At 57.1% G+C, this 20,141-nt stretch carries 17 protein-coding genes and 1 pseudogene; 8 read left to right on the top strand and 10 right to left on the bottom strand.

Features of this window, described 5'->3' with window-relative positions; translation table 11 throughout:
* Positions 1-99: 99 nt before the first annotated feature.
* Positions 100-1,281 (top strand): MFS transporter, encoded by a 1,182-nt coding sequence (locus AWB78_RS28955; protein WP_062609823.1) that lies wholly within the window; start codon positions 100-102, stop codon positions 1,279-1,281.
* Between the two features lie 133 nt (positions 1,282-1,414).
* Here the strand turns inward: AWB78_RS28955 and AWB78_RS28950 are convergent, their stop codons facing one another.
* From AWB78_RS28950 to AWB78_RS28935, 4 genes are all read right to left on the bottom strand, one after another.
* Positions 1,415-2,551, bottom strand: a complete 1,137-nt coding sequence (locus AWB78_RS28950; RefSeq protein ID WP_062609744.1) for an alkene reductase — start codon at positions 2,549-2,551, stop codon at positions 1,415-1,417.
* A 107-nt stretch (positions 2,552-2,658) separates the two neighbouring features.
* A complete protein-coding gene (locus tag AWB78_RS28945) occupies positions 2,659-3,162 on the bottom strand; it encodes a nuclear transport factor 2 family protein (protein ID WP_096031861.1) in 504 nt (167 codons plus the stop codon).
* Between the two features lie 80 nt (positions 3,163-3,242).
* Positions 3,243-4,328: a substrate-binding domain-containing protein gene (locus AWB78_RS28940; RefSeq protein ID WP_062609819.1), complete on the bottom strand. Its 1,086-nt coding sequence runs from the start codon at positions 4,326-4,328 to the stop codon at positions 3,243-3,245.
* A gap of 386 nt (positions 4,329-4,714) precedes the next feature.
* Positions 4,715-5,548: an IclR family transcriptional regulator gene (locus AWB78_RS28935; RefSeq protein WP_063959038.1), complete on the bottom strand. Its 834-nt coding sequence runs from the start codon at positions 5,546-5,548 to the stop codon at positions 4,715-4,717.
* Between the two features lie 106 nt (positions 5,549-5,654).
* On the opposite strand from AWB78_RS28935, the gene AWB78_RS28930 reads away from it, so the two are divergent.
* On the top strand, positions 5,655-6,464 hold the full coding sequence (locus AWB78_RS28930; RefSeq protein ID WP_062609740.1) for an IclR family transcriptional regulator: 810 nt from the start codon (positions 5,655-5,657) through the stop codon (positions 6,462-6,464).
* A 2-nt stretch (positions 6,465-6,466) separates the two neighbouring features.
* On the opposite strand, the gene AWB78_RS28925 is transcribed toward AWB78_RS28930, so the two are convergent.
* Positions 6,467-8,224 carry an FAD-dependent oxidoreductase gene (locus AWB78_RS28925; RefSeq protein WP_062609737.1) on the bottom strand — a complete coding sequence of 586 codons (1,758 nt, stop codon included), beginning with the start codon at positions 8,222-8,224 and terminating at the stop codon, positions 6,467-6,469.
* 302 nt (positions 8,225-8,526) lie between these two features.
* Between AWB78_RS28925 and AWB78_RS28920 the strand changes: the two genes are divergently transcribed.
* From AWB78_RS28920 to maiA, 4 genes are all read left to right on the top strand, one after another.
* Positions 8,527-9,480, top strand: coding sequence for an MBL fold metallo-hydrolase (locus AWB78_RS28920; protein WP_062609735.1), 954 nt, complete (start codon positions 8,527-8,529; stop codon positions 9,478-9,480).
* 68 nt (positions 9,481-9,548) lie between these two features.
* Complete coding sequence (gene hmgA, locus AWB78_RS28915) at positions 9,549-10,958, top strand: homogentisate 1,2-dioxygenase (protein WP_062609734.1); 1,410 nt, start codon at positions 9,549-9,551, stop codon at positions 10,956-10,958.
* The gene (gene fahA / locus AWB78_RS28910) at positions 10,955-12,331 is read left to right on the top strand and encodes a fumarylacetoacetase (protein ID WP_062609732.1); all 1,377 of its coding nucleotides are present in this window, start codon (positions 10,955-10,957) and stop codon (positions 12,329-12,331) included. The genes hmgA and fahA overlap by 4 nt, the downstream gene beginning before the upstream one ends.
* Entirely contained in the window at positions 12,328-12,975 is a 648-nt protein-coding gene (gene maiA, locus AWB78_RS28905; RefSeq protein ID WP_062609730.1) for a maleylacetoacetate isomerase, read from the top strand. Before fahA ends, maiA begins: the two co-directional genes overlap by 4 nt.
* A 457-nt stretch (positions 12,976-13,432) precedes the next feature.
* On the opposite strand, the gene AWB78_RS28900 is transcribed toward maiA, so the two are convergent.
* A complete protein-coding gene (locus tag AWB78_RS28900) occupies positions 13,433-14,635 on the bottom strand; it encodes a porin (RefSeq protein ID WP_063959037.1) in 1,203 nt (400 codons plus the stop codon).
* Positions 14,636-14,790: 155 nt separating this feature from the next.
* Entirely contained in the window at positions 14,791-16,875 is a 2,085-nt protein-coding gene (locus AWB78_RS28895) for an alpha-amylase family protein (protein ID WP_157697654.1), read from the bottom strand.
* Positions 16,876-17,102: 227 nt separating this feature from the next.
* On the opposite strand from AWB78_RS28895, the gene AWB78_RS28890 reads away from it, so the two are divergent.
* The gene (locus AWB78_RS28890) at positions 17,103-17,609 is read left to right on the top strand and encodes an alkaline phosphatase family protein (protein WP_157697653.1); all 507 of its coding nucleotides are present in this window, start codon (positions 17,103-17,105) and stop codon (positions 17,607-17,609) included.
* A gap of 164 nt (positions 17,610-17,773) precedes the next feature.
* Here the strand turns inward: AWB78_RS28890 and AWB78_RS28885 are convergent, their stop codons facing one another.
* The 3 genes from AWB78_RS28885 to AWB78_RS28875 form a co-directional block, all read right to left on the bottom strand.
* A complete protein-coding gene (locus AWB78_RS28885) occupies positions 17,774-18,151 on the bottom strand; it encodes a response regulator (protein WP_157697652.1) in 378 nt (125 codons plus the stop codon).
* A gap of 624 nt (positions 18,152-18,775) precedes the next feature.
* Positions 18,776-19,183, bottom strand: coding sequence for an Hsp20/alpha crystallin family protein (locus tag AWB78_RS28880; RefSeq protein ID WP_062609722.1), 408 nt, complete (start codon positions 19,181-19,183; stop codon positions 18,776-18,778).
* A gap of 9 nt (positions 19,184-19,192) precedes the next feature.
* On the bottom strand, positions 19,193-19,633 hold the full coding sequence (locus AWB78_RS28875) for an Hsp20/alpha crystallin family protein (RefSeq protein WP_062609720.1): 441 nt from the start codon (positions 19,631-19,633) through the stop codon (positions 19,193-19,195).
* 223 nt (positions 19,634-19,856) lie between these two features.
* Here AWB78_RS28875 and AWB78_RS28870 point away from each other — a divergent pair.
* A pseudogene (locus AWB78_RS28870) lies at positions 19,857-20,075 on the top strand (hypothetical protein); the annotation flags it as partial.
* Positions 20,076-20,141 lie beyond the last annotated feature (66 nt).

Genomic DNA, 20,141 nt, shown 5'->3' with positions numbered 1-20,141 from the left:
GTACAATAACGCTGTTGGTGGCTCGCTTCGGTCGAACACGGCGGCTGTCCTGCGTTTCGCCTGATGATTGAGCTCGAAATGGGCGAGAGAGGTGCACGGATGGACGACCGGCTGTCAAGAAAGATGCTCTGGCTTCTCGGCACATGCTGTTTCACCAGCATGGCTACGATGAGAGTGTGCGATTCGCTGCTCCCTTCGCTGCAGGCGCAGTTTGGGGTGAGCATCAGCAGCGCGGCGCAGACAATCTCTTCGTTTGCCCTGGCTTACGGCCTGATGCAGCTGTTCTTCGGGCCGCTAGGGGACCGTTTCGGCAAAGTTCTCGTCGTATCACTTGCGACTCTCGCCTGCACGCTGGGAAACGTGGGAGCCGCCCTCGCTCCTGGGATACACCAGCTCGTCGCCGCCCGCGTAGTCTCTGGCGCAGCCGCAGCGGGAATTGTGCCGCTGACGATGGCGTGGATTGGCGATACCGTGCCATATGACCGACGACAAGAGGTTCTCGCAAAGCTGCTGGGAGCGACAGTCTTCGGCATGATTGCTGGTCAATGGCTTGGCGCGTTGCTGGCCCAGACGTTCAGTTGGCGAGTCTCCTTCGCGCTCCTGGCATCAATCTCTCTCGTCGCAGGCAGCTTGGTGATGGTCGACCGGAGCACTAGGTCCATATCGAAGGCTGGCACCAACAAAGGCTTCGGTCGTCGGGCGGCGGAGGTGCTGTTGATTCCGTGGGCACGTACGGTACTTCTCGTCACGTTCTTTGAGGGAGCACTTGCCTTCAGTGCGCTTTCGTTTATCCCGAGCTTTCTACACTCCGCGTTTAACACCCCAATGGCGGAGGCCGGCGGAATTGTTGCGCTCTATGGCGTTGGCGGGCTTGTCTATAGCAGATGGGCGCGTTTCCTGGTTCAACGGCTCGGAGAAAGCGCGCTAGCAAGGGTCGGAGGCGCTTGCCTCGCTCTCTCCTATGGTGCGCTCGCTTTTCTCGACTCGTGGCAGATTGCTTTACCGGCTTGTGCTCTAGCGGGCTTTGGGTTCTACGCCTTGCATAACACCCTTCAAACCCACGCCACGCAGATGGCCCCTTCCGCACGAGGGACCGCCGTGTCGCTCTTTTCCTGTTGCCTCTTCTTTGGCCAGTCGCTTGGTGTGCTCGGCGCTTCATGGTTTATCGACAGGTTCTCAGCTCGACCAGTCTTCCTAACGTCTGGCTGCGGCCTTTTCGTGCTCGCACTCGCCTTTTCAGCCCTGGTAATGAAGCAGTCCGCCAGGTTCGCACGAACCTAGACTGGCCGCGTACAAAGAATCACGTACCTTTGCCGGCCAAGTTGGCCGGACGAGATGATTACGCTGCAGCGCAGGGAAGAAAAAAAAGTCGGATGAGTTCGTCATCCGACTTCACTCCGACGACTATCTTGATTCAATTCTCTTGAAGCGCCCTTTCCGCAGTTTGCTCGTAGCCGGAGTAGTCGATATAGCCCTCGTCTCCCCCGCCGTAGAAGGTGGCGTGGTCAAACGGTGTCAGCGGCCAGTTGTTCCTGAAACGCTCGACAAGGTCCGGGTTCGAAATGAACGGGCGTCCGAACCCAGCCAAGTCGGCGACTCCGGATTTCACAAGCTCTTCGGCGGTCTCTTGAGTCAGCGAACCCGCAACTACCAACGTACCCTGGTAAGCGTTGCGGAACTTCCTGACAAAATCTTTTGGAATCGCCGCCACAGTTGGGTCAATGTTGCACAGCGACTCTTGGTCGCTGAGATGGACATACGCAAGGTTTCTCTCGCTGAGCTTTTCGGCCAAGAGGAGCCACGTATTCTCCTCATCGTCAAAGCTGTGCATGCCGTGAAGTCGACCGTATGGCGCCAACCTTATGCCGACCCGACAGCTCCCGATAGCCTTAGACATCGCGTCCACCGCGTCAAGGACGAAGCGCAAGCGATTCATAGTGCTACCGCCATATTCATCGGTACGGGTGTTGCAACTTGCACTGATGAACTGTTCGAAGAGGTACCCATTGGCCGCATGAATTTCGATTCCGTCAAACCCGGCTTCCATCGAATTTTTCGCCGCCGTGACGAAGTCGGAGGTAACGCGCTCAATGTCCTCCTTCGTCATCGCCCGAGGCGTGCTCACAGGCACGGGTCCCGGCTGCCCCTGTTCATCATATCCGTAACAGCTGTAGCCCTTGGCGGGGACTGCGACCGAGGAAATCGGAACAGCTCCATCCTTCTGCAAGCTGACGTGCGAGATTCGGCCGACGTGCCAGATTTGAATAAAAATCTTCCCGCCCTCCTCATGCACACCCTTGGTCACAGCCTGCCATCCCTTGATTTGCTCCGGCGTATGAATCCCCGGGGTGAAGAGGTAGCCCGTCCCTTCCACCGAAATCTGGGAGCCTTCAGTCACTATCAGGCCCGCACCAGCACGTTGGCGATAATAGAGTGCGGTGCTGGCATCCGGCACAGTGTCGCGTGCTCGAGACCTTGTCATCGGTGCCATGAGAACGCGGTTCGCCAGTTGCGTTCCATTCATATCGTAGCTTTCGAGCAATTTACTCATCGATACCTCACTTCGTAATTTCGAGAACTCGTAGTGCGTGATGCAGTGCCGAGGAATAGGACTTCGTCCCACGGCACTGCTCGCTCAACTCTGATTCGGAAGACCGCTTACCACGATTCCTTCACAAACGGCGCCTTTACCCAGCCTTCAGTCCACGGCGACGACTGGTCGATGGTTCCGGTAATTTCTTCAAAGAGCCACTGCTCGCCTACCTTCACCAGCTTGTCGCTGTATTTACCCGCTAGAACGAACGCTTCCTGCTCCGGCTTTTGTGGCGAAGAGGCCATTGTCAGCAGGCAGACAAGATAGAAAGTCGCGTCAGCGCGCTTTCCGTCGGCACTAAGCGTGACTAGCGGTGACGAGATGTTGTGCTGCCCCCAGGCGATGCCCTCCTTGAGATTCCGGCAATGGTGCTTGATGCCCGCTCTTCCTTTCGCTTCGCCACCAACGCCTTTGATTAGCCAAAGGCCATCTTCGGTGAACAGAGAAGCAATACCCTCTGGGTTGTAGCCATCGTCAAGGTGGCGTGCATATGTCGCCTTTAACTGCTTGATTGCTTCGACGTCTTCCATGCGCTTGACGCGCTCTTCCAAACTGAGTTCATGAGTCACGGTTTTCTCCTTTCAAAATCTACAAATATGTACTGCTACGTAATTATTTATGGCAAACGAAAACGTCTATTTGACTTTCGCTACTGCGTAAAGACTGCCTTAAGCTTGTCGGCGGTGAGACTTGAGGAAAAATCCGCATCGGGCGGAGCGCCAGAGTCGCACTTGGGCGCAATACCCGCACCGCTGTCTGCGTACGTGTAAGGGAAGACCTTGAGGGGCTCGCTATCCGTCGTTCCTTGGTAAGTGGCAACTCCGCGGCGGGCAGCGAATCGAATGACCGTCGTCATACCATCGAGCGAATAGTACGGGAACGGCTTGCCGGCTTCCTTCATCGACGCGTACTTACAGCTCAGTTCATTATTGCTGGAACCCGTTGCGATGGCAGGAATCGGCAAGTTCGCGTGCTGGAAGGTTTTGACAGCGGCAAGCGCAGTGACACCGTAGTCGGCAGCGAGTCCATCAATTTTCTGGTACTTCGCAATCACGCCTTCAACAGCTTTGGGAGCATCGATTGGGTTCCAGTTCGTCACCACGAAATCGTTCTGCACCAGCTTCAGTTCCGGGTACTTTGACAGGTGCGTTTTGAAACCCTCGAGGAATGTCTGCGAGGCCGGGGCGCCGGGGATTCCGCCAAGGAAGACGACGTTGCCCTTTTTCAGGTTTTGGCCAAACCAATCAGCCCACGCGCCGCCCACCCGCAGCAGGTCCACGCTGACGTTCGCCGCGTAGTCCTTCCCTGGGACACCGGGCAGCTCTGCCATGTATGGGATGACGGTAACGCCTGCGCGAGTGGCAGCGCGCATTGCTGGAATCTGGGCTGCGCCGAAGTCAGGATAGACAATGAGCACATTAACGCCCTGTGCGACCATGCTGTTAATGTCGGAGTTCGCCTTCTGCTGGTCCCCGTTCGCATTCATATAAATGAAGCGCTTGAGGTTCTTGCAGCGACCGACCTCATCCTTCAACTCAGCGATTGCTGTCTTCCGCCACGTGTTGCCACCGTAGCCATCTGACAAACCAACGACCATCGGCTTACTGCCGCACATCGTCGTAATGTCGGCCTGTTTCTGGACTGAAATCGACTCAGCTGCCATCGATACAGACGTCGTCGCTGCGACAACAACGCCAACAAGTGCACCTGCGGAACATGCAAAAAGCGTCTTCATCGTCTCCTCCTTTTTGAATCTGGTCCTTTGAGCCAGCATCGAATCAACATCTCTGCGCCGACTATAGGAGGACAGCGGAGCACGTTCACGACTTGGTGCGCCAAATTCGTTTGCTTCTTTACGCCAGCCTGAAAGCGAACTGCGTCGGGAACCACGGGCCTTGGACGGTCGAGGCCCATGCTTCAAGCCGCTTCGGGCGGCCGGTGAGTTTTCGTTGAGAGAAACGTCGGGAGCTGATGAGGGATAACACTGACGCGGCGGTAAGTGGGCAATTGCTCACCGGAGGCGCGTTAAGCGCCACCGCGACGGGACAGGAGATGCGAAAAAAGCGTGCTCAAAGGAGCAAGGAGGAGGCGTGCGATGAAAAGTCAGCGACCCGTAACGCGCTAACTAATGGCAGGGTTGGAACTGGCGTTCTGTTCTGTCAGCAGCCTCGTCGTCTGCAGGAGGCTCGTTGCCAGCGTGCCCTTCCAAGCGACGTCGAATGTCCCTGCAACGCCGAACAGCGTCAGAACGAGAACAATCTCTCCGCTGCCATCAAATACCGGCGCGCTAATGCTGTTGATTCCGGGAATCGGCATCCCCTCGCCGCGAGCGAGACCTCGCTTTCGGATGTCGGCAAGGATGTTCTCGAACTGCGTACCGCTCAGAAGTTCGCCCTCAGGAGTCTGAGCTCCGATATCGTTCTTCACAAGCTGGTCGAGCTGCGGTGCCTCTTTGAAAGCCGCGAATACTCGGCCTGTAGTCGAATGCGCAAGGGACATCACGGTGCCGACGTGGATACCTGCATGCAACGACGCGGCTGGCTCGATGCTTTGCAAGACGGTAGGTCCCCGGTCGCCCCAAGCAGCGAGAAGCACGCTCTGCTCCACTTTGGTCGCAAGGTCGATGGATGGCTGCATGGCATTGCGAACGGCCGGGACCATCCGCAGTGCGTGCAATCCCATGCGCAAGGAGAGTGGTCCAGGTTCGAAGCGTGACGTAACAGGGTCCCTCTTCACAAGACCGGTCCGCAGAAGGCTGACCATATACGTGAAGACCTGGTTAGTTGGGATGCCGCTGCGCGCACTGAGCTCTGCAAGCGTGACGGGCTCACCTGCGTCTGCAAGATACTGAAGGAAGCGACCGCCAACTTCCATACTCTGGATGCCGCGTTGCTCCTTCCGGACACTTGAATCGTGACTTTCCGGATTTTCTTTTGTACGCTGCTTCGTTACCATGCAATCCTCTGCTGCACGAGCTTTATGGGTAGTATGGGGATTTTACCGGCTCCTCGAACACGACGAGGAAGCCTTTTCTGAGCGGCAAACTGCTGGAAGAACACGCATGGACACCGATAGCACCGAAAAGGCCCAACGAGGAATCCAGTCTGTCGAAGTCGGCAGCGAAATTCTGCTTGCGCTGACTCACTCGGATTCGCCGATGGCGCTCAAAGAGATTGCGCAGGTTACGGGCATGCCCCCCGCCAAGCTGTTTCCCTACCTCGTGAGTCTTATCAAGCTCCAACTGGTGCACCGGGTAGAGCCGTCGGGCGACTACGCGCCCGGCGCCCTCGCTCTGCGACTTGGCCTCTACGGACTGCAACGTCTAAATCCCCTCAGAGAAGCGGAGCAGGACGTCTTGGCGCTTGCTTCAAAGACGGGTCAGAGCGTGTTCCTCACTACTTGGGGACCAAACGGACCGGTGGTGGTTCGGCAGGAAGACCCCTCGTATCCGCTCCATCTTACCCTGCGAGTTGGAACCATTATGTCACTCGTCAATACAGCGACGGGCCGACTCTTTGGCGCTTACATGCCGGAGCCGCTGGTTCACAAGGCATTGGAAGACGAGGGGATTCGGCTGAGCGGCGCCCTCAACCTTAAAAGTGCAGACAAACAGGAGCTCTTCCGTCAGTACGAGAAGATTCGCGAAGAAGGGATGACGCGAACGTCGGGTCATCCGCTGCCCGGTGTGAACGCGATTGCGGCCCCCGTCTTCATGTTCAATGGGACTATTGCTCTTGCAATCACGCTTGTCGGTCCGGCCGGGACGTTCGATACGCGGTGGGATGGCGAACTCGCACTGACCTTGCGTCAAACCGCTTCCGATTTGTCTTACAGACTCGGCTATTCGGCGACGCAAGGCAGCGAGGTCTGATTCTAGCGCTGGAACGCCAGCGTTCCCACCGGCGAAGAACCCGCTCCGGGGAATTCGCCAGCGCTACTGTCGGCAATCGCTGTTCCGGCGATGTAGCCGAACGTAAGCGCCGGTCCCAGCGTGATGCCCGCCCCCGGGTAGTTGCCGCCCATAATGCTGCACGCGTCGTTGCCGACCGCGTAAAGGCCAGCAATCGGCGCTGCGTCCTTCGAGAGCACGCGGCAACTGGCGTCCGTTTTCAGGCCCGCGAACGTGCCAATGTCGCCGATACGCACCTTCAGTGCATAGAACGGGCCGCGCTCAATCGGAGCGACACATGGATTCGGACCATGGAGTGCGTCACCTTGATAGCGGTTGTATGCGAGGCTTCCCTTTCCGAACTGTGGGTCACGGCCGAGTCTAGCCTCGTCGTTGAAACCATCGACAGTCCGACGCAGGCCATCGACATCTACGCCAATGCTTCTTGCCAATTCATCGATTGACCTAGCTCGAACAAGATAACCCGTGCGCAGATAGCGCCCGATAGGCATTGGGAACGGTGCTGCGCTGCCCAAGCCATATGTGCGCAAGGTCTTGTGGTCACAGATGAGGTGCGCCGAAATCTCTGCTCCCGGCTCCGTAGCGGCCACCAAGGCTTGCACGAAATCGTGATACGAATTGCCTTCGTTTGTAAAGCGCCGGCCATTCTTGAGCACCGCAATCACGCCGGGTTTTGCCCGGTCGATGAAGTGCGGCATGATGCCGGTCGTCCCGTCTTTGCGTTTGAGCAACGACACCGGTACCCACGCGGCGGCATTGGGAAGCGTCGTGCTGACCTCGCCTCCAACTGATTCAGCGAGCCGCAATCCGTCCCCAGTGTTGCCGGTCGGAGACGGCGAGAAATGCTCCTGGCCAGTGGGCGCGTGCGCGAACATCTGCTTGCGTCGCTCGATGTCGTACGGAAAACCGCCAGATGCCAACACGACCGCTCGCCTCGCAATCACATGCACGGGCCTGCCTTCTCGACTGAGAATCGCTCCCGTAACTCTGCCGCGTTCGAATGTCAGCGAGCTCGCCTTGGTGTTGAGCCAGAGCGGGACATTGAGGTCGAACAACGACTTCGCAAGGCGACCGGACAACGCGTTGCCGTTGGTCAGCGTCATGCCTCGGCCATGCTTCATGACGTCCAGGAAATGCTTCGAGAGTCGTTTCGTGACATACCACGCCGACTTAAGTGATTTCGTGACGCGCATGAAATGCACGATTTCCTTTCCCGAGCCTAGCATCATCCCGAACACCGTCAATTCAGGCAGGGCTGGAGCCAAGTCCTTGATGTGTTCCCCAAGTTCGCGTCCGTCGAATGGTCGCGTGACCATTGAGCGACCGCCCTGCCGCCCGCCGGGGGCTTCGGCGTGGTAGTCCGGGAAAACCAGCGGCATGTCGAAACGAACGGCTGTTTTCGTGGTGAAGTGCTCGACCGCCTCTGGGCCGTGTTTCAGGAAAGCGTCCACGCGCTCCGCATCGAAACTGTCGCCTGCTTCGTGAGCAAGGTAGGTCTTTGCGCTTCCCTCCGGCTCGTAGATGCCCTGCTGAGTCGCCAGGTAGGTGTTCGGAATCCAAAGCCAACCGCCGGACCGCGCGGTCGAGCCTCCAAATTTCGGCTCCTTCTCTACAACAAGCACCTTCAGTCCCTTCGAGGCAGCCGTCACCGCTGCCGACATCCCCGACGCGCCCGACCCGATGACCAGCACGTCGCACTCGTAATCCTTTTCCACAGGCATTGCCTCTCTCCCAAGAAGACGCATCGACAGGACGCGTCAGTCTTCAACCATGACTTGGCGCCCCCGTGACGCCGCACAGGAGAATGGTACGCTGTTTTTTGCTGTTTGCAATTTTAATTGCATAGGTATAATTTCTTAGACCTCGACCGCAAGGTCGTTATAGCGTTCGTGCGATGTATGCGAAGCATTGGGGAAATTGTCTATATACGACTATGTTCGTCTATGTATAATTCAACCAACGGCTGCAGCGGACTCTAGGCACGCGCAGATTCCCCATCAACTTTCCAAATTGAGGCTGGACCATGTCAGAGAAGAAATTCGCTTCGCACGCGGATGTAGAGGAGAAGAAAGTTACGTTCGAGCAGCTTTCTGAGCATGCTTATGCTTACACTGCCGAGGGAGACCCCAATACGGGCATCATCATCGGCGACGATGCGGTGCTCGTGGCCGACACACAAGCAACCCCAGTGATGGCCCAAGACGTGATACGCCGCATTCGTGAGGTGACCGATAAGCCCATCAAATACGTGTTGCTGACGCACTATCACGCGGTTCGCGTGCTCGGCGCGTCCGCCTACAACGCTGAGCAAATCATCGCCAGCCAGGATACCTACGACCTGATTGTCGAACGCGGCGAACAGGACATGAAGAGCGAGATTGAACGCTTCCCGCGCCTCTTCAATGCAGTAGAGTCGGTTCCGGGCTTGACGTGGCCCACACTCACCTTCCAGAAGAAAATGACCCTCTGGATGGGCAAGCTCGAGGTCCAGATTCTGCAACTCGGTCGGGGTCACACGAAGGGCGATACCGTCGTGTGGCTTCCGCAAGAGAAGACGCTGCTTTCCGGTGACCTCGTTGAATATGGTGCGACGCCCTACGCCGGCGATGCGTACTTCCAGGACTGGCCCGCAACGTTGGATGCGATTGCCGCACTGAAGCCTGAAAAACTCGTGCCGGGACGTGGCGCCGCGCTCAAGACGCCGCAGGAAGTGGCCGACGGCCTGGCGGGCACCCGCGCGTTCGTCAGCGAGCTCTACGGCAAGGTCAAGGCCGGTGCGAGCGAGGGCAAAGACCTGAACGCAATCTACAAAGACACTTACGCGGAGCTCAAACCGAAATTCGGCGATTGGGTCATCTTCGACCATTGCATGCCGTTTGACGTGACGCGTGCACACGACGAAGCCACGCAGTACCCGGACCCGCGCATCTGGACGGCACAGCGCGATAAAGAGATGTGGGAAACGTTGGAGGGCTAAATCCCTCTGCTTCGCTGGTCGCGTCGGGCGACCGGCGCCACGGCCAGCGAAATTCTTCGGAGCCCCATGTGGACCAGCCGACTCAAGAAGCATCACAATTCGAGCCGATTCAGTCGGCAACCGCTTCGCGCAACGCTCAACTAAAGCGAGCACCATCGGATTCAGCGCACTCCGCCCACCCAGCAGGCTACCAATCTGGATTCGCAAGCGAATTTGCGACCGAGGCCATCCCTGGCGCGCTCCCCGTTGGACGCAACTCCCCCCAGCGCGCACCTTATGGCCTTTACGCCGAGCAATTGTCTGGCACCGCATTTACGGCACCGCGTTCCCACAATCGACGCTCTTGGCTGTACCGCGTGCGCCCCGCCGCTGTCCATAAGCCGTTCACGCTGCTAGAGAACAGCAGGCTTGTAGGCGACTTCTCGAAGGTTCCTCCGACTCCGCCGAATCAACTGCGCTGGGACCCGCTGCCGATTCCTACGCAGCCGACGGACTTCGTCGACGGGCTCGTCACGATGGCGGGCAACGGTTCGGCCGAATCTATGAGCGGGTGTGCCATTCATCTGTACGCGGCTAACCAGCCGATGGTGAACCGCTTCTTCTATAGTGCAGATGGGGAGTTGCTGATTGTTCCTCAAGCCGGTCGCCTTAGCATTGCCACGGAACTCGGATTGCTTGACATCGAGCCGCAGGAGATTGCGGTAATTCCGCGCGGTACGAGGTTCCGCGTCGAATTGCCCGACGGCGAAGCACGCGGATACGTCTGCGAGAACTTCGGCGCCCTTCTCCAGCTTCCCGACCTTGGCCCCATTGGGTCAAACGGGCTCGCGAATCCCCGTGACTTTCTCACACCGCTCGCGGCGTACGAAGTTCGCGAAGGGAAATTCGAGTTGGTGGCCAAGATGAACGGCAACCTGTGGCGCTCAGATATTGGCCATTCGCCGCTCGACGTTGTCGCCTGGCACGGGAATTTCGCGCCTTATAAGTACGACCTCCGTCGTTTCAACACGATTGGGTCCATCAGCTTCGACCACCCGGACCCGTCCATCTTCCTCGTCTTGCAATCCCCGAGCGACACTCCGGGCGTGGACACCATCGACTTCGTCATCTTCCCGCCGCGCTGGCTTGCGGGCGAGGATACTTTCCGCCCGCCGTGGTTTCATCGCAATGTTGCAAGCGAATTCATGGGGCTGATTCACGGCGAGTACGACGCAAAAGCGGAAGGATTCCTTCCCGGCGGGGCGAGCTTGCATAACTGCATGTCTGGCCATGGGCCCGACGCCGGCACTTTCGACAAGGCCTCCACGTCCGACACGTCGAAGCCAGTCAAAGTCGATTCGACCATGGCATTCATGTTTGAGACCCGCACGCTGATTAAGCCGACCCAGTTCGCCCTTGAAACGTCCCAGTTGCAGAACGAATACTTCGAATGCTGGCAGGGGTTGACGAACAATTTCAATCCCGGAAGCCAGTCATGAGCTCTTCTATAAGCCACGCCGACATTCTGGCGCAAACAAATCGCCCGTCCCTGAGAAGTTGGGTACAGTCGGCAAACGTCGAAGGAAGTGATTTTCCCATTCAGAACCTTCCGTTCGGCGTTTTCAGCGACTCGACCGCATCGGCGCGAGTCGGAGTCGCTATCGGCGACTGGATTCTCGACCTCGCCGCGCTCGAGCGCGCTCGACTCATCACCGTGCCCTATTCGTTGGTGGACGAGGACGGGAATCCGAGGAGCGTCTTCCGACAAGGAAGGCTCAACGATTTCGTTTCGCTCGGGCAGTCGGTCTGGTCTAGTCTTCGCCTTCAGCTTTCCGCGCTCCTGTCCTCCGACAATGCACAACTGCGCGATGACGCCCAGCTTCGGGAACGCGCTCTCGTGCGCCAGTCGGAGGCAACTATGCATTTGCCTTTCGACATCCCTGGGTATACGGACTTTTATTCGTCGCGCGAACATGCCACAAACGTTGGCTCGATGTTCCGTGACCCGAAGAACGCTCTCATGCCCAACTGGCTCGAGATTCCGATTGGTTACAACGGGCGTGCGTCCTCGGTCGTCGTGAGTGGAACGCCGGTCCGACGACCGAATGGGCAACGGAAGACGCCCGAGTCCGACCGTCCTACGTACGGGCCGTCGCGAAGGCTTGACATCGAGCTAGAGACAGGGTTTTTCGTCGGTGTAGGCAGCAAACTCGGTACACCTGTGGCCGCTGCGGCCGGGGATTCGCACATTTTCGGCATGGTGCTGCTAAACGACTGGAGCGCTCGGGATATTCAGCAATGGGAATATCAACCTCTTGGTCCGTTTAACTCGAAGGGCTTCGCGACGACGATTTCTCCGTGGGTCGTGACCATGGACGCGCTCACGCCTTTCAGGGTCGAACAACCTTGTCAGGACCCGCGTCCCTTGGCGTATCTGCGAGGCGCACAAAACGGTGGCGTCGACCTTGAACTCGAAGTCGAACTGCGACCTCGTTTCGCGCCCTCAGGCAAGACCATCGCCCGGACGAACTTCAAGTACATGTATTGGTCGATGGCTCAGCAACTCGCTCATCACACGTCCTCGGGCTGCGATGTACGGGTCGGAGACCTGATGGGCTCTGGCACTATCAGCGGACCAACCAATTCCGACGGTGACGGCACCGGCACGTTCGGTAGTCTGCTCGAATTGACGTGGAACGGACAGTCACCTATCAAGTTCGCGAATGGCGAGGTCAGAAGCTTCCTCGAGGATGGTGACGAAATCGTTTTGCGGGGATGGTGTCAAGGCGATGGCTACAAGGTCGGATTCGGTCCGTGCGCCGGTGTCATAACGCCCGCGCTCGAGCTCGGTTCGTCGGAGGACGACCAGTGAAGCTTTACAGCTACTTTCGAAGCTCGGCATCGTACCGGGTCCGCATTGCACTCGCCCTGAAGGGTCTACCATACGAGTACGCCGCCGTGCACCTCCTCCGCGGAGGAGGTCAACAGCACTCTGAGGTGTACCGGGACGTCAATCCGGAGGGGCTTGTTCCGACGCTGGAGGATGGCGCGCACACGCTAACCCAGTCGCTAGCCATTCTCGAATACCTCGAAGAACTGCATCCGTCTCCTGCGCTTCTGCCTTCCGAAGCGATAGACCGGGCATATGTCCGCTCAGTCGCTTTTCAATTGGCATGTGATGTGCATCCAATCAACAATCTTCGAGTCTTGCAGTACCTGAGCCAGACTATCGGTATCACGGACGACCAAAAGACCGCGTGGTACCGCCATTGGATTGACATTGGGATTACGTCACTGGAAAAAAAGCTTGAAGCAGACCGGCGTGTTGGCCTATTCGTGTATGGCGACTCGCCTACGATTGCGGATATCTGCCTCGTCCCACAAGTCTGGAATGCTCGCCGGTTCCAGATATCACTTGAGCGATATCCCACAATCACGCGGATTGCCGGCAATGCAATGGAATTGGATGCGTTCGTTCAAGCGGACCCATCGAAACAGCCCGACGCGGAGAGCTGACAGCTTTCAGAGATGGCGTAGCTAATTCTAGAACGTGCTATTAGTTGGTAGGACTCAGGTGGCGCGCGAGCGCTTTGAGCGTCCCGCGATACTCCTCCCGCGAGACGCTCTTTTTTACCTGGAACACTGCTTTTTCAAGGCGGGTCCGCCGCACCGTATGTTCCGTGGTCCGCGATTGACGCGCGGTTCTTTAGCAGAAGTCTTCGCCTCAGCAGGCGCAAACATTTCCGATTGAAGAGCGTACCGTGCTCCGCACTCCCTCCACTGTGGCGGAAGTCAAATCTCTGTCTTCCTTGCTACAACGTCCGACCGGGCACGTTTATTTGCGAACGCGGGTCGGATACTATAGGGAGCCACGCGGTTCAACAAGGCGCAGTGACGTCGGCACTGTCCCTGCCTGAACGTGCTCAGACCGTAGTCGAGCACGCATCCGCATCACACTTCAAGTTGCAGCCCTTCAAAACTTGTGTAGCAGGCCGGTAGTCAGAAGCAGTTGGTGATTGTTTGACGACGGGCCGGCGCTACCAAATATGGCTCCAACCGCCTTCTGTCCAAGCGAGTTCGTACCGCTTGCCCGCTGATAAACACCCATCGCGTAAAGCGACGTTGTTTTCGACAAGGAATAGAGCGCCCCTGCGTCCACTGACTGATAGGTAGCCCCACCCGATTCACCAGCACCGCTGTCCTTTGTGTAGCTGTAGGCGAGGCCAAGAAGAAGCGCGGGAGTTAACTGGTACTTCACGTTGACCTCTCCCGTATTGAGCGTTGCAGAACCGCGATAGCCCGCCGCGGAACCAGTGGTTACGCCGGCGATGGACCCTAGGTTATTGAAGCGTACGTTACTGTAGATAACTCCAAAGATGGCGCTGCCAAGCGTGTACCCCGCGCCTGCCGCAATGATTTGCTCCGAGCCTGCCGATGCATAGCCGGAGATAATCACGTTCGGCATGTTGTTCCCGCTGGGACTGTCATTAGCCTTATCACCCCAGAACGAGAAATTCGGATTCTTCGCAAAAAAGTACCCTGCTCCAAATCTGAACGTCCCGTTATCGTAGGCCACGCCAACGTCATAAATACTATTCTGAGTGAAATCACCGGCCTTTCCCCCAAAGCTGTAAAGACCAACGACGGTCACTCCACCCCAATTGGGGCTTCGGTATTTGATTGCGTTATTGATACGGTTCGCGCTATTCAGGTTATCGGCGTCAGAAGCGTGCGTGCCATACCCACCACCAGCGGCCGCCCAGGTTCCCCCTGCTGGCAAGGCGAGTATCTGCGTAATTGCTGTGTAGGACGCGCCGTACTGACGACCAAGCGTCGCGGTACCGTATTGATTGCTGGATAGACCCACGAACGCTTGCCTCCCGAATAGCGTTCCATTAGTCCCGACTGCCCCGGTGGTCGTACTGAATCCCCCCTCCATCGTGAAGATGGCTTTGAGGTCCCCACCTAAGTCCTCGGTCCCGGTGAGGCCCCACCGACTCCCCGCCTCGTTGCTGCTTGTCAATGCAAACAGTGACGAGCCTTTCACATTCGATGTGTAGGTAAAGCCGGCGTCTAGTGCGCCGTAGAGGGTGACGCTGCTTTGCGCCTGGACGGACCCGATTGACAGTGCTCCAACGCTTACACTAAGCATCTTAAGCTTCGTTGACTTCTTCATGGCTTATCTCCTCAATGTTGCCGTATATTTTTCGGATACCTAACGGCATATGAGCCGGTCCATGTGTATGGAGTGAAATGCTCGTGACGTTCCGCTTGCACCGCGGCAGTCCGGTCTTCCTCTGGTGATGACCGAGCTGCGCGGAAGGCTGAATACTATTGGGTTACTAAGTGGAGACTCAGTACGTCATCGATTTGACCAATCGACAACCTCACGCAAAGGTCGCCATCAGACGTGACCTCGTGCGCCGACACATTAACGTCTTCCTTATTTCCGATAAGCGCGTCGCAAGAAACAAACTCCTTAGCCGGAAGCTTCAGCGTCACGGAGAAATCCCGGACCGGAATGATGTTTGCAACCGGCCTGCGCGGCGTAGACGTAAGATTGACCATGTGTAGGATAAATCCGCCTGGTGCCTCGCCAGTCACCTCGGTAAGCGTCATCTGCACGCTCGGCGGGGCATTGGTCTCTAGCACATGCTCGTCTGAGAGCATGTATGAAACCGCGTTTCCGAGCAGCGTCGAGAAGTCGAGGTGCCCGTGATGCCAGATGTTTCTATCTATTTCGGTGGCGAAATAGACTGCTCGCCCGTTGCCGAATTGGTTCTCCAAGATAGTCGCATATGGCGTATCCATGGACGTTAGCCATGATTTCTCGGGAGGCTGCGGATAGATGGGAGGGACGAACGTCGCGAGAGCCTTGCTGCCGTCGTGAGAACGCTCACGGACTAATACAGACTGTCCCCAGTTCGCGGCAAGTTCGGTCTTCTCCATTCCGCTGAAGACCCGATGAGCTGACTCTTTGATTCGTTGATATCCCCACTTGGACGCGTCTACGGAAGTTCCTGCGTAGTCACAGCCAAGGACGTCGCTCAGTGCGAAATTCTCGCGCCGAGCCCCGCTTTCATCACCAAGTGACGTTGCTCCGGTCGCAATCACTTTTCCGCCATTTCTGACGAACTCCCGGATAATGTCGGCTTCCGCATCTGAGATGAACTCTGCATTGGGAAGAATTAGCAACTCTTTTCCACGAATGGCTTCAGCAGAAAGGTTCAAGTCCAACACGAAGTCGTATTGGATGTGCGAATCGGTAAGAACCTGGTCAAGACCTAAAATGTTCGTAAGATAGTGGTCTTCATCGCGGTTCGGCCTTCTGCGCTTCAGGTTGGTCTTTTGCGAAAAGAAGATGCCAACAGGCGCGACCGGACGCCGATTGTGAAGCTGGTGCTCGAACTTTTTCATCGTTCGGAAGACCTCGGCGACGAGGGCCTCATTGCGCCGGTCGTAGGTCGCAGCGGCATGTTGCCCGTTGAAGATGACATCCCAGAGCGATGCGCCTGAACCGATTGCTTGCCACATCCAAATCTTCAGTTCACTGGGCGAGTTCGATACGTACCGAAGCTGATTGTCCGTTCCCAGATGCCCAAACAGCACCACAGGCGTCTTGTCTGCGTCCAATGCTTTCAAGAATTTAGTGAGAATGGTCGGCGCGCTGAGCGGCTCATCGTTAGCGACAAATAAAGGCGTAACGAGGAAGTCCATCGCCTCTTTGATGTTATAGAGGTCGTGGCCCGCGAAATCGTAGAGGTCATAGAACAGACCGAAGATTTCCGCACAAAACGCCTTGTCGTCGCCAAAAGCTTTGATTTCTCTCCGGAAGTTCTCCAGATGCTCCTGCAACTTCCTCGCTTTCCAGGCGCGATACCCGTCATATCCTGCCTCCGCGAACACGCCACCGCGAGGCAGCCCCTCTCCGACCTCACTTTTATAAGCCGCCTCGCATCTCTTGCAGTAACAAATTCCCTCATGGACCGAGGCATTTTCCCAAATCCCATCCACCCCATATTCACGAATAAGGTGTCTGGCGAATTCAAACGCATGCTCGTTCCGGTACCAACTCAGATAGCACGGCGTGTACAGCGTCTCAGGGAGCGGTTCGCCGAGGTAGCGGGATATCCGCGGGAACCCATTTGCATCGACAGAAAACACGTCTGGCCTTTGCTCGAAGACGCGCCGCTCCACCCCGCGAAAGTCAACGCGCGCTATCACCCGAATCCCTTTCGCCCGACAAGCGTCGCAAAGTTCCCGCAGAATATCCTGACCTCCCAAAAACCTACTCGGATTACTCAACTCAAGAGGATTGGGAAATAGGTCGATGATGCCGCCGGCGTTTATTACCAGACAGTTAGCATCGACCGACATCAGATAGTCGACGACCTTCTCACTATCGTATCCAACCAAGTCCACTTCACGCAGGACGGTCTGTTAAATGCGAAGCTGCTGCTTGTACCACTGTTGCTTATTCATAGGATTACCATTTCCAGTTTCGGTAACATCGCTTCTCGCTGTCCCCGGCGGTATCGCGCACGGTTGCGAACAGGCGCACAAAGCCAAATCAACGCAATGCACGCTTCTTCAATGCGTCTTCGATTGCCTCTTCATCTACAATTTTGTTGACCGTGAAAAGCATGTTGATGCACCCAATCAAGCAGATTGCGGCTCCCAAAAGAAGGGCTGACCGAAACGAACCAGTCAGGTCGACCGACAGTCCCGTAACAATCGGCGAAAACCGCGGCTTCTTCGACCATGTGACACCTCCCATGGCCGTACCGCCCGGCTCAGCCGAGAACGCCCGCCTGAAGACTCATAACTTCTCGTTCGACAGGCTGGGAGTACGGGTCCCCGCTATCGTGGTTTCTCCCTTCGTTCCGGCCGGTACTATCGACCATTCGCTATACGACCACACATCGATTCTAAAGACAACGGACAAGCTGCTTGGACTTAATGGGCTGCTCGACCTAACGGCGCGGGTTCGCGCGGCCGACGACTTTACAAAGATGCTCAGTCTTTCGACTCCTCGCACCGAAGTTCCGGTGTGCCCATCGGCCATCGCGACAGTCGGCGCGTCCAGACCGTGGAGCCAGGGCTCTCCGCGCTCGAAGGACCCTTTCTTGCCACTGTATGCGCATCACTGAAGCTACCGATTGATGCCGACCTTCGAACCGTCGCCGGTGACAGCGCCCAACGCTCGTAGGGCGCGCCATCTACCTTCCAGCCGGCTCCTGGGCGTAGTCAAGGGAAGGAGGGGTGGACACTAGAGGAAGCGACTGCATGCTGGGTCGCCATGGGCGACTGTCACTCATTGAAGTTCATGAGATACGCATAAACAGCGCAGGAATGATAGAAGGCGGTCGGGCGACGCGCCCTTTCTGAAATATCCGTCGAAGAACACCCCTTCGCGGCTTCGCGCGACGAACTCACCGTCTTTCGATGTGTACGCGCAAATGAACGTCGTAGTCGAATTAGGATTTGCGCGGATGGCACGCGCAGTCGCGAAGCCGTCTCGCTGCGGCATCATCAGGTCAAGCAACACCACGTCCGGCGACCAGTACCGAATGATTTCAAGGGCTTCGGCGCAACCTCCCGCCACTCTTGTTCGAAGCCCCTCTAAAGATAGACATTCAGCGGTGGCGACGGCTGCCCCCCGGTAGTCGTCGACAATGAGTACCCGCTCCATGACTTGGACTCGACGTTGCGTCCAGTTCCCTCGGTCGGTCACCATCGCGCTCCCCATTGGCGGCCTGCTCATGAAAGCATGATTATGGAAGGCGGTCGTCACGCGCGAATGCCGTCCACCGCACACTTATGACTATCGACAGCACTCTCGCAGGGGTCTCGGCCCCTGTCTGATTTTCGGCTGATTCCGTGACTCGACGAGGACGGACAGGTGAAACAACCGTTGCTTCAGCCGCCAAAAATCCCCACGGCTCGAGGTACGTATCGAGGAGGTTCAAATGCTGCAAGCCGTGATTGCACCTCTGTCAGCACGGGTTAAATAGCGGCAAGCGCGAGCTGAGTTCGCGCGCATTTCTCAAAATTGTTGTCCCAGCGATGTCAAAACACCGAGACCATGCACCTCAATCGTCTTCGCCATCTGCAGAGATGCATGTCGAGACCGGATGAAGATACGGTTGTTCTAGACAAGCCGCATGTTCTACTTCCGCAAATCGATAGGAGCGAGGCCGCCTACTTCCTCAAGCAGGTTACTGTCCCATAGGAACGGATGCGCGCCCGTCCGACAACTGTTGTTCCGATTGGCGCTGGCGGCAAAGCGCTCGCCTCGCCGCCGCACGCCTATCAACTAGCCTGCCGCCACCTCAATCCGTCGCGGCTTCGCTTCTTCGCGTCGGGGAATCGTCAACATCAGTACGCCGTCCTTTAACGATGCTTCGACTTTCGACGTATCAAAGTCCTCGCTGACCGTGAAGGTGCGAGAGAAATAAGGCGCCCGCACTTCGGTGTGGACAAGCTGCAGGTTCGCCGACACCGGGACTACTGACTCAGCATCGATGGTCAGGCTGCCGTCGTGAACCTTCACTTCAAGCTTGTCTCTCGAGACGCCTGGCAGGTCTGCCCACAGGGTGACCCCGTGGCCGTCTTCGACAATGTCAACTGCGGGCGTCAATGTTTGGCGCCGGCGTGCGTCCGCGGCGTCTCGACGAGCAACGCCGCCCTGGTCGCGTTCGGTGATTTGTGTGTTGTCGCTCATAACGTCACCTCATTGAACAGTAATCGAACGTGGCTTGGACGTCTCCCGCTTACCGACTGAAATGAGGAGACATCCGTCGATATACCTTGCCTGGACGTTGTCCGGGTCGGCTTGTTGAGGGAGTTCGATAACCCGCCGGAAGGACCCAGAGAAGCGCTCCTGGGCATACTGTCGCGCACCCTCCTGCGGTTGTGCATGGCCGGTCGTTCGTTCACCCGCAATCGTGAGTAGGCCCTTGTCGACGGACACGTCCACTTTGCTCACGTCCAGCCCTGGTGCGAAAGCAACGATTTCGACCGTATTCTCAGTCGACCCGATGTTAATTTGTGGGAACGTCCCGGCTCGTGTCGAACGAAGGCTTGTGGGAAACCCGCCGAACAGGCCGGACATCTGCCGCTGCAGACGGTCCAGTTCACTGACGAGGTCGGGTCCAATGAAAGCATCACTCATTTTCGCTCTCCTCTCGCGGCATGACGGGCTGCTGCACTTCAGCAGGCCTTCGTGCCCGCGACAAATTAAGTTGAAGCACGCAGCATGTGCGCGACTGCCGTGCAACGCGAAATATAGGAGTTGGGTGAGGCATTTCAAGGGCTCACTCCATCAAATTTTTGGGTCTTGAAAACCAACTCTGGGGCCCATACTATCCGCGCACTTGGACCACAAGGAGGACGTCATGGAATTCGACACTGATTGGCGCACGCTTGGCAAGCATCGCATTCGGCTTCGCTCGGTCAAAGGGTTCCCGACGGAAGTCATGCACCAACTGGCAGATGTGACGCGACTAGCCATTGATAACAACATGAGCGCACGAGCGCGGATTGTCGACATCGTCTTGCGCGAAGACAAAACCTACGACATTACGGTAGGCTCGACGCTGCCGGTGCGGCGCCTCCGGTTTTTTTGGACACAGATTTGGGGTAAAACGTGTGATCCAAACTGGAGTGGTTGATGTTGAAGA

It is taken from the genome of Caballeronia calidae, from assembly GCF_900044055.2.
In the GTDB taxonomy this organism is placed as follows: Bacteria; Pseudomonadota; Gammaproteobacteria; order Burkholderiales; family Burkholderiaceae; genus Caballeronia; species Caballeronia calidae.
Note: the sequence above shows the minus strand (reverse complement) of the source record. Positions and strands in the feature narration are given on the sequence as shown.

Excerpts from the sequence above, each read along its gene's own strand:
- AWB78_RS28885 (WP_157697652.1), bottom strand. The coding sequence starts at position 18,151 with ATGGAGCGGGTACTCATTGTCGACGACTACCGGGGGGCAGCCGTCGCC.
- AWB78_RS28930 (WP_062609740.1), top strand. The coding sequence starts at position 5,655 with ATGGACACCGATAGCACCGAAAAGGCCCAACGAGGAATCCAGTCTGTC.
- AWB78_RS28920 (WP_062609735.1), top strand. The coding sequence starts at position 8,527 with ATGTCAGAGAAGAAATTCGCTTCGCACGCGGATGTAGAGGAGAAGAAA.
- AWB78_RS28940 (WP_062609819.1), bottom strand. The coding sequence starts at position 4,328 with ATGAAGACGCTTTTTGCATGTTCCGCAGGTGCACTTGTTGGCGTTGTT.
- AWB78_RS28955 (WP_062609823.1), top strand. The coding sequence starts at position 100 with ATGGACGACCGGCTGTCAAGAAAGATGCTCTGGCTTCTCGGCACATGC.
- AWB78_RS28890 (WP_157697653.1), top strand. The coding sequence starts at position 17,103 with ATGTTGATGCACCCAATCAAGCAGATTGCGGCTCCCAAAAGAAGGGCT.
- AWB78_RS28900 (WP_063959037.1), bottom strand. The coding sequence starts at position 14,635 with ATGAAGAAGTCAACGAAGCTTAAGATGCTTAGTGTAAGCGTTGGAGCA.
- AWB78_RS28935 (WP_063959038.1), bottom strand. The coding sequence starts at position 5,548 with ATGGTAACGAAGCAGCGTACAAAAGAAAATCCGGAAAGTCACGATTCA.
- AWB78_RS28875 (WP_062609720.1), bottom strand. The coding sequence starts at position 19,633 with ATGAGTGATGCTTTCATTGGACCCGACCTCGTCAGTGAACTGGACCGT.
- AWB78_RS28880 (WP_062609722.1), bottom strand. The coding sequence starts at position 19,183 with ATGAGCGACAACACACAAATCACCGAACGCGACCAGGGCGGCGTTGCT.
- fahA (WP_062609732.1), top strand. The coding sequence starts at position 10,955 with ATGAGCTCTTCTATAAGCCACGCCGACATTCTGGCGCAAACAAATCGC.
- AWB78_RS28925 (WP_062609737.1), bottom strand. The coding sequence starts at position 8,224 with ATGCCTGTGGAAAAGGATTACGAGTGCGACGTGCTGGTCATCGGGTCG.
- AWB78_RS28950 (WP_062609744.1), bottom strand. The coding sequence starts at position 2,551 with ATGAGTAAATTGCTCGAAAGCTACGATATGAATGGAACGCAACTGGCG.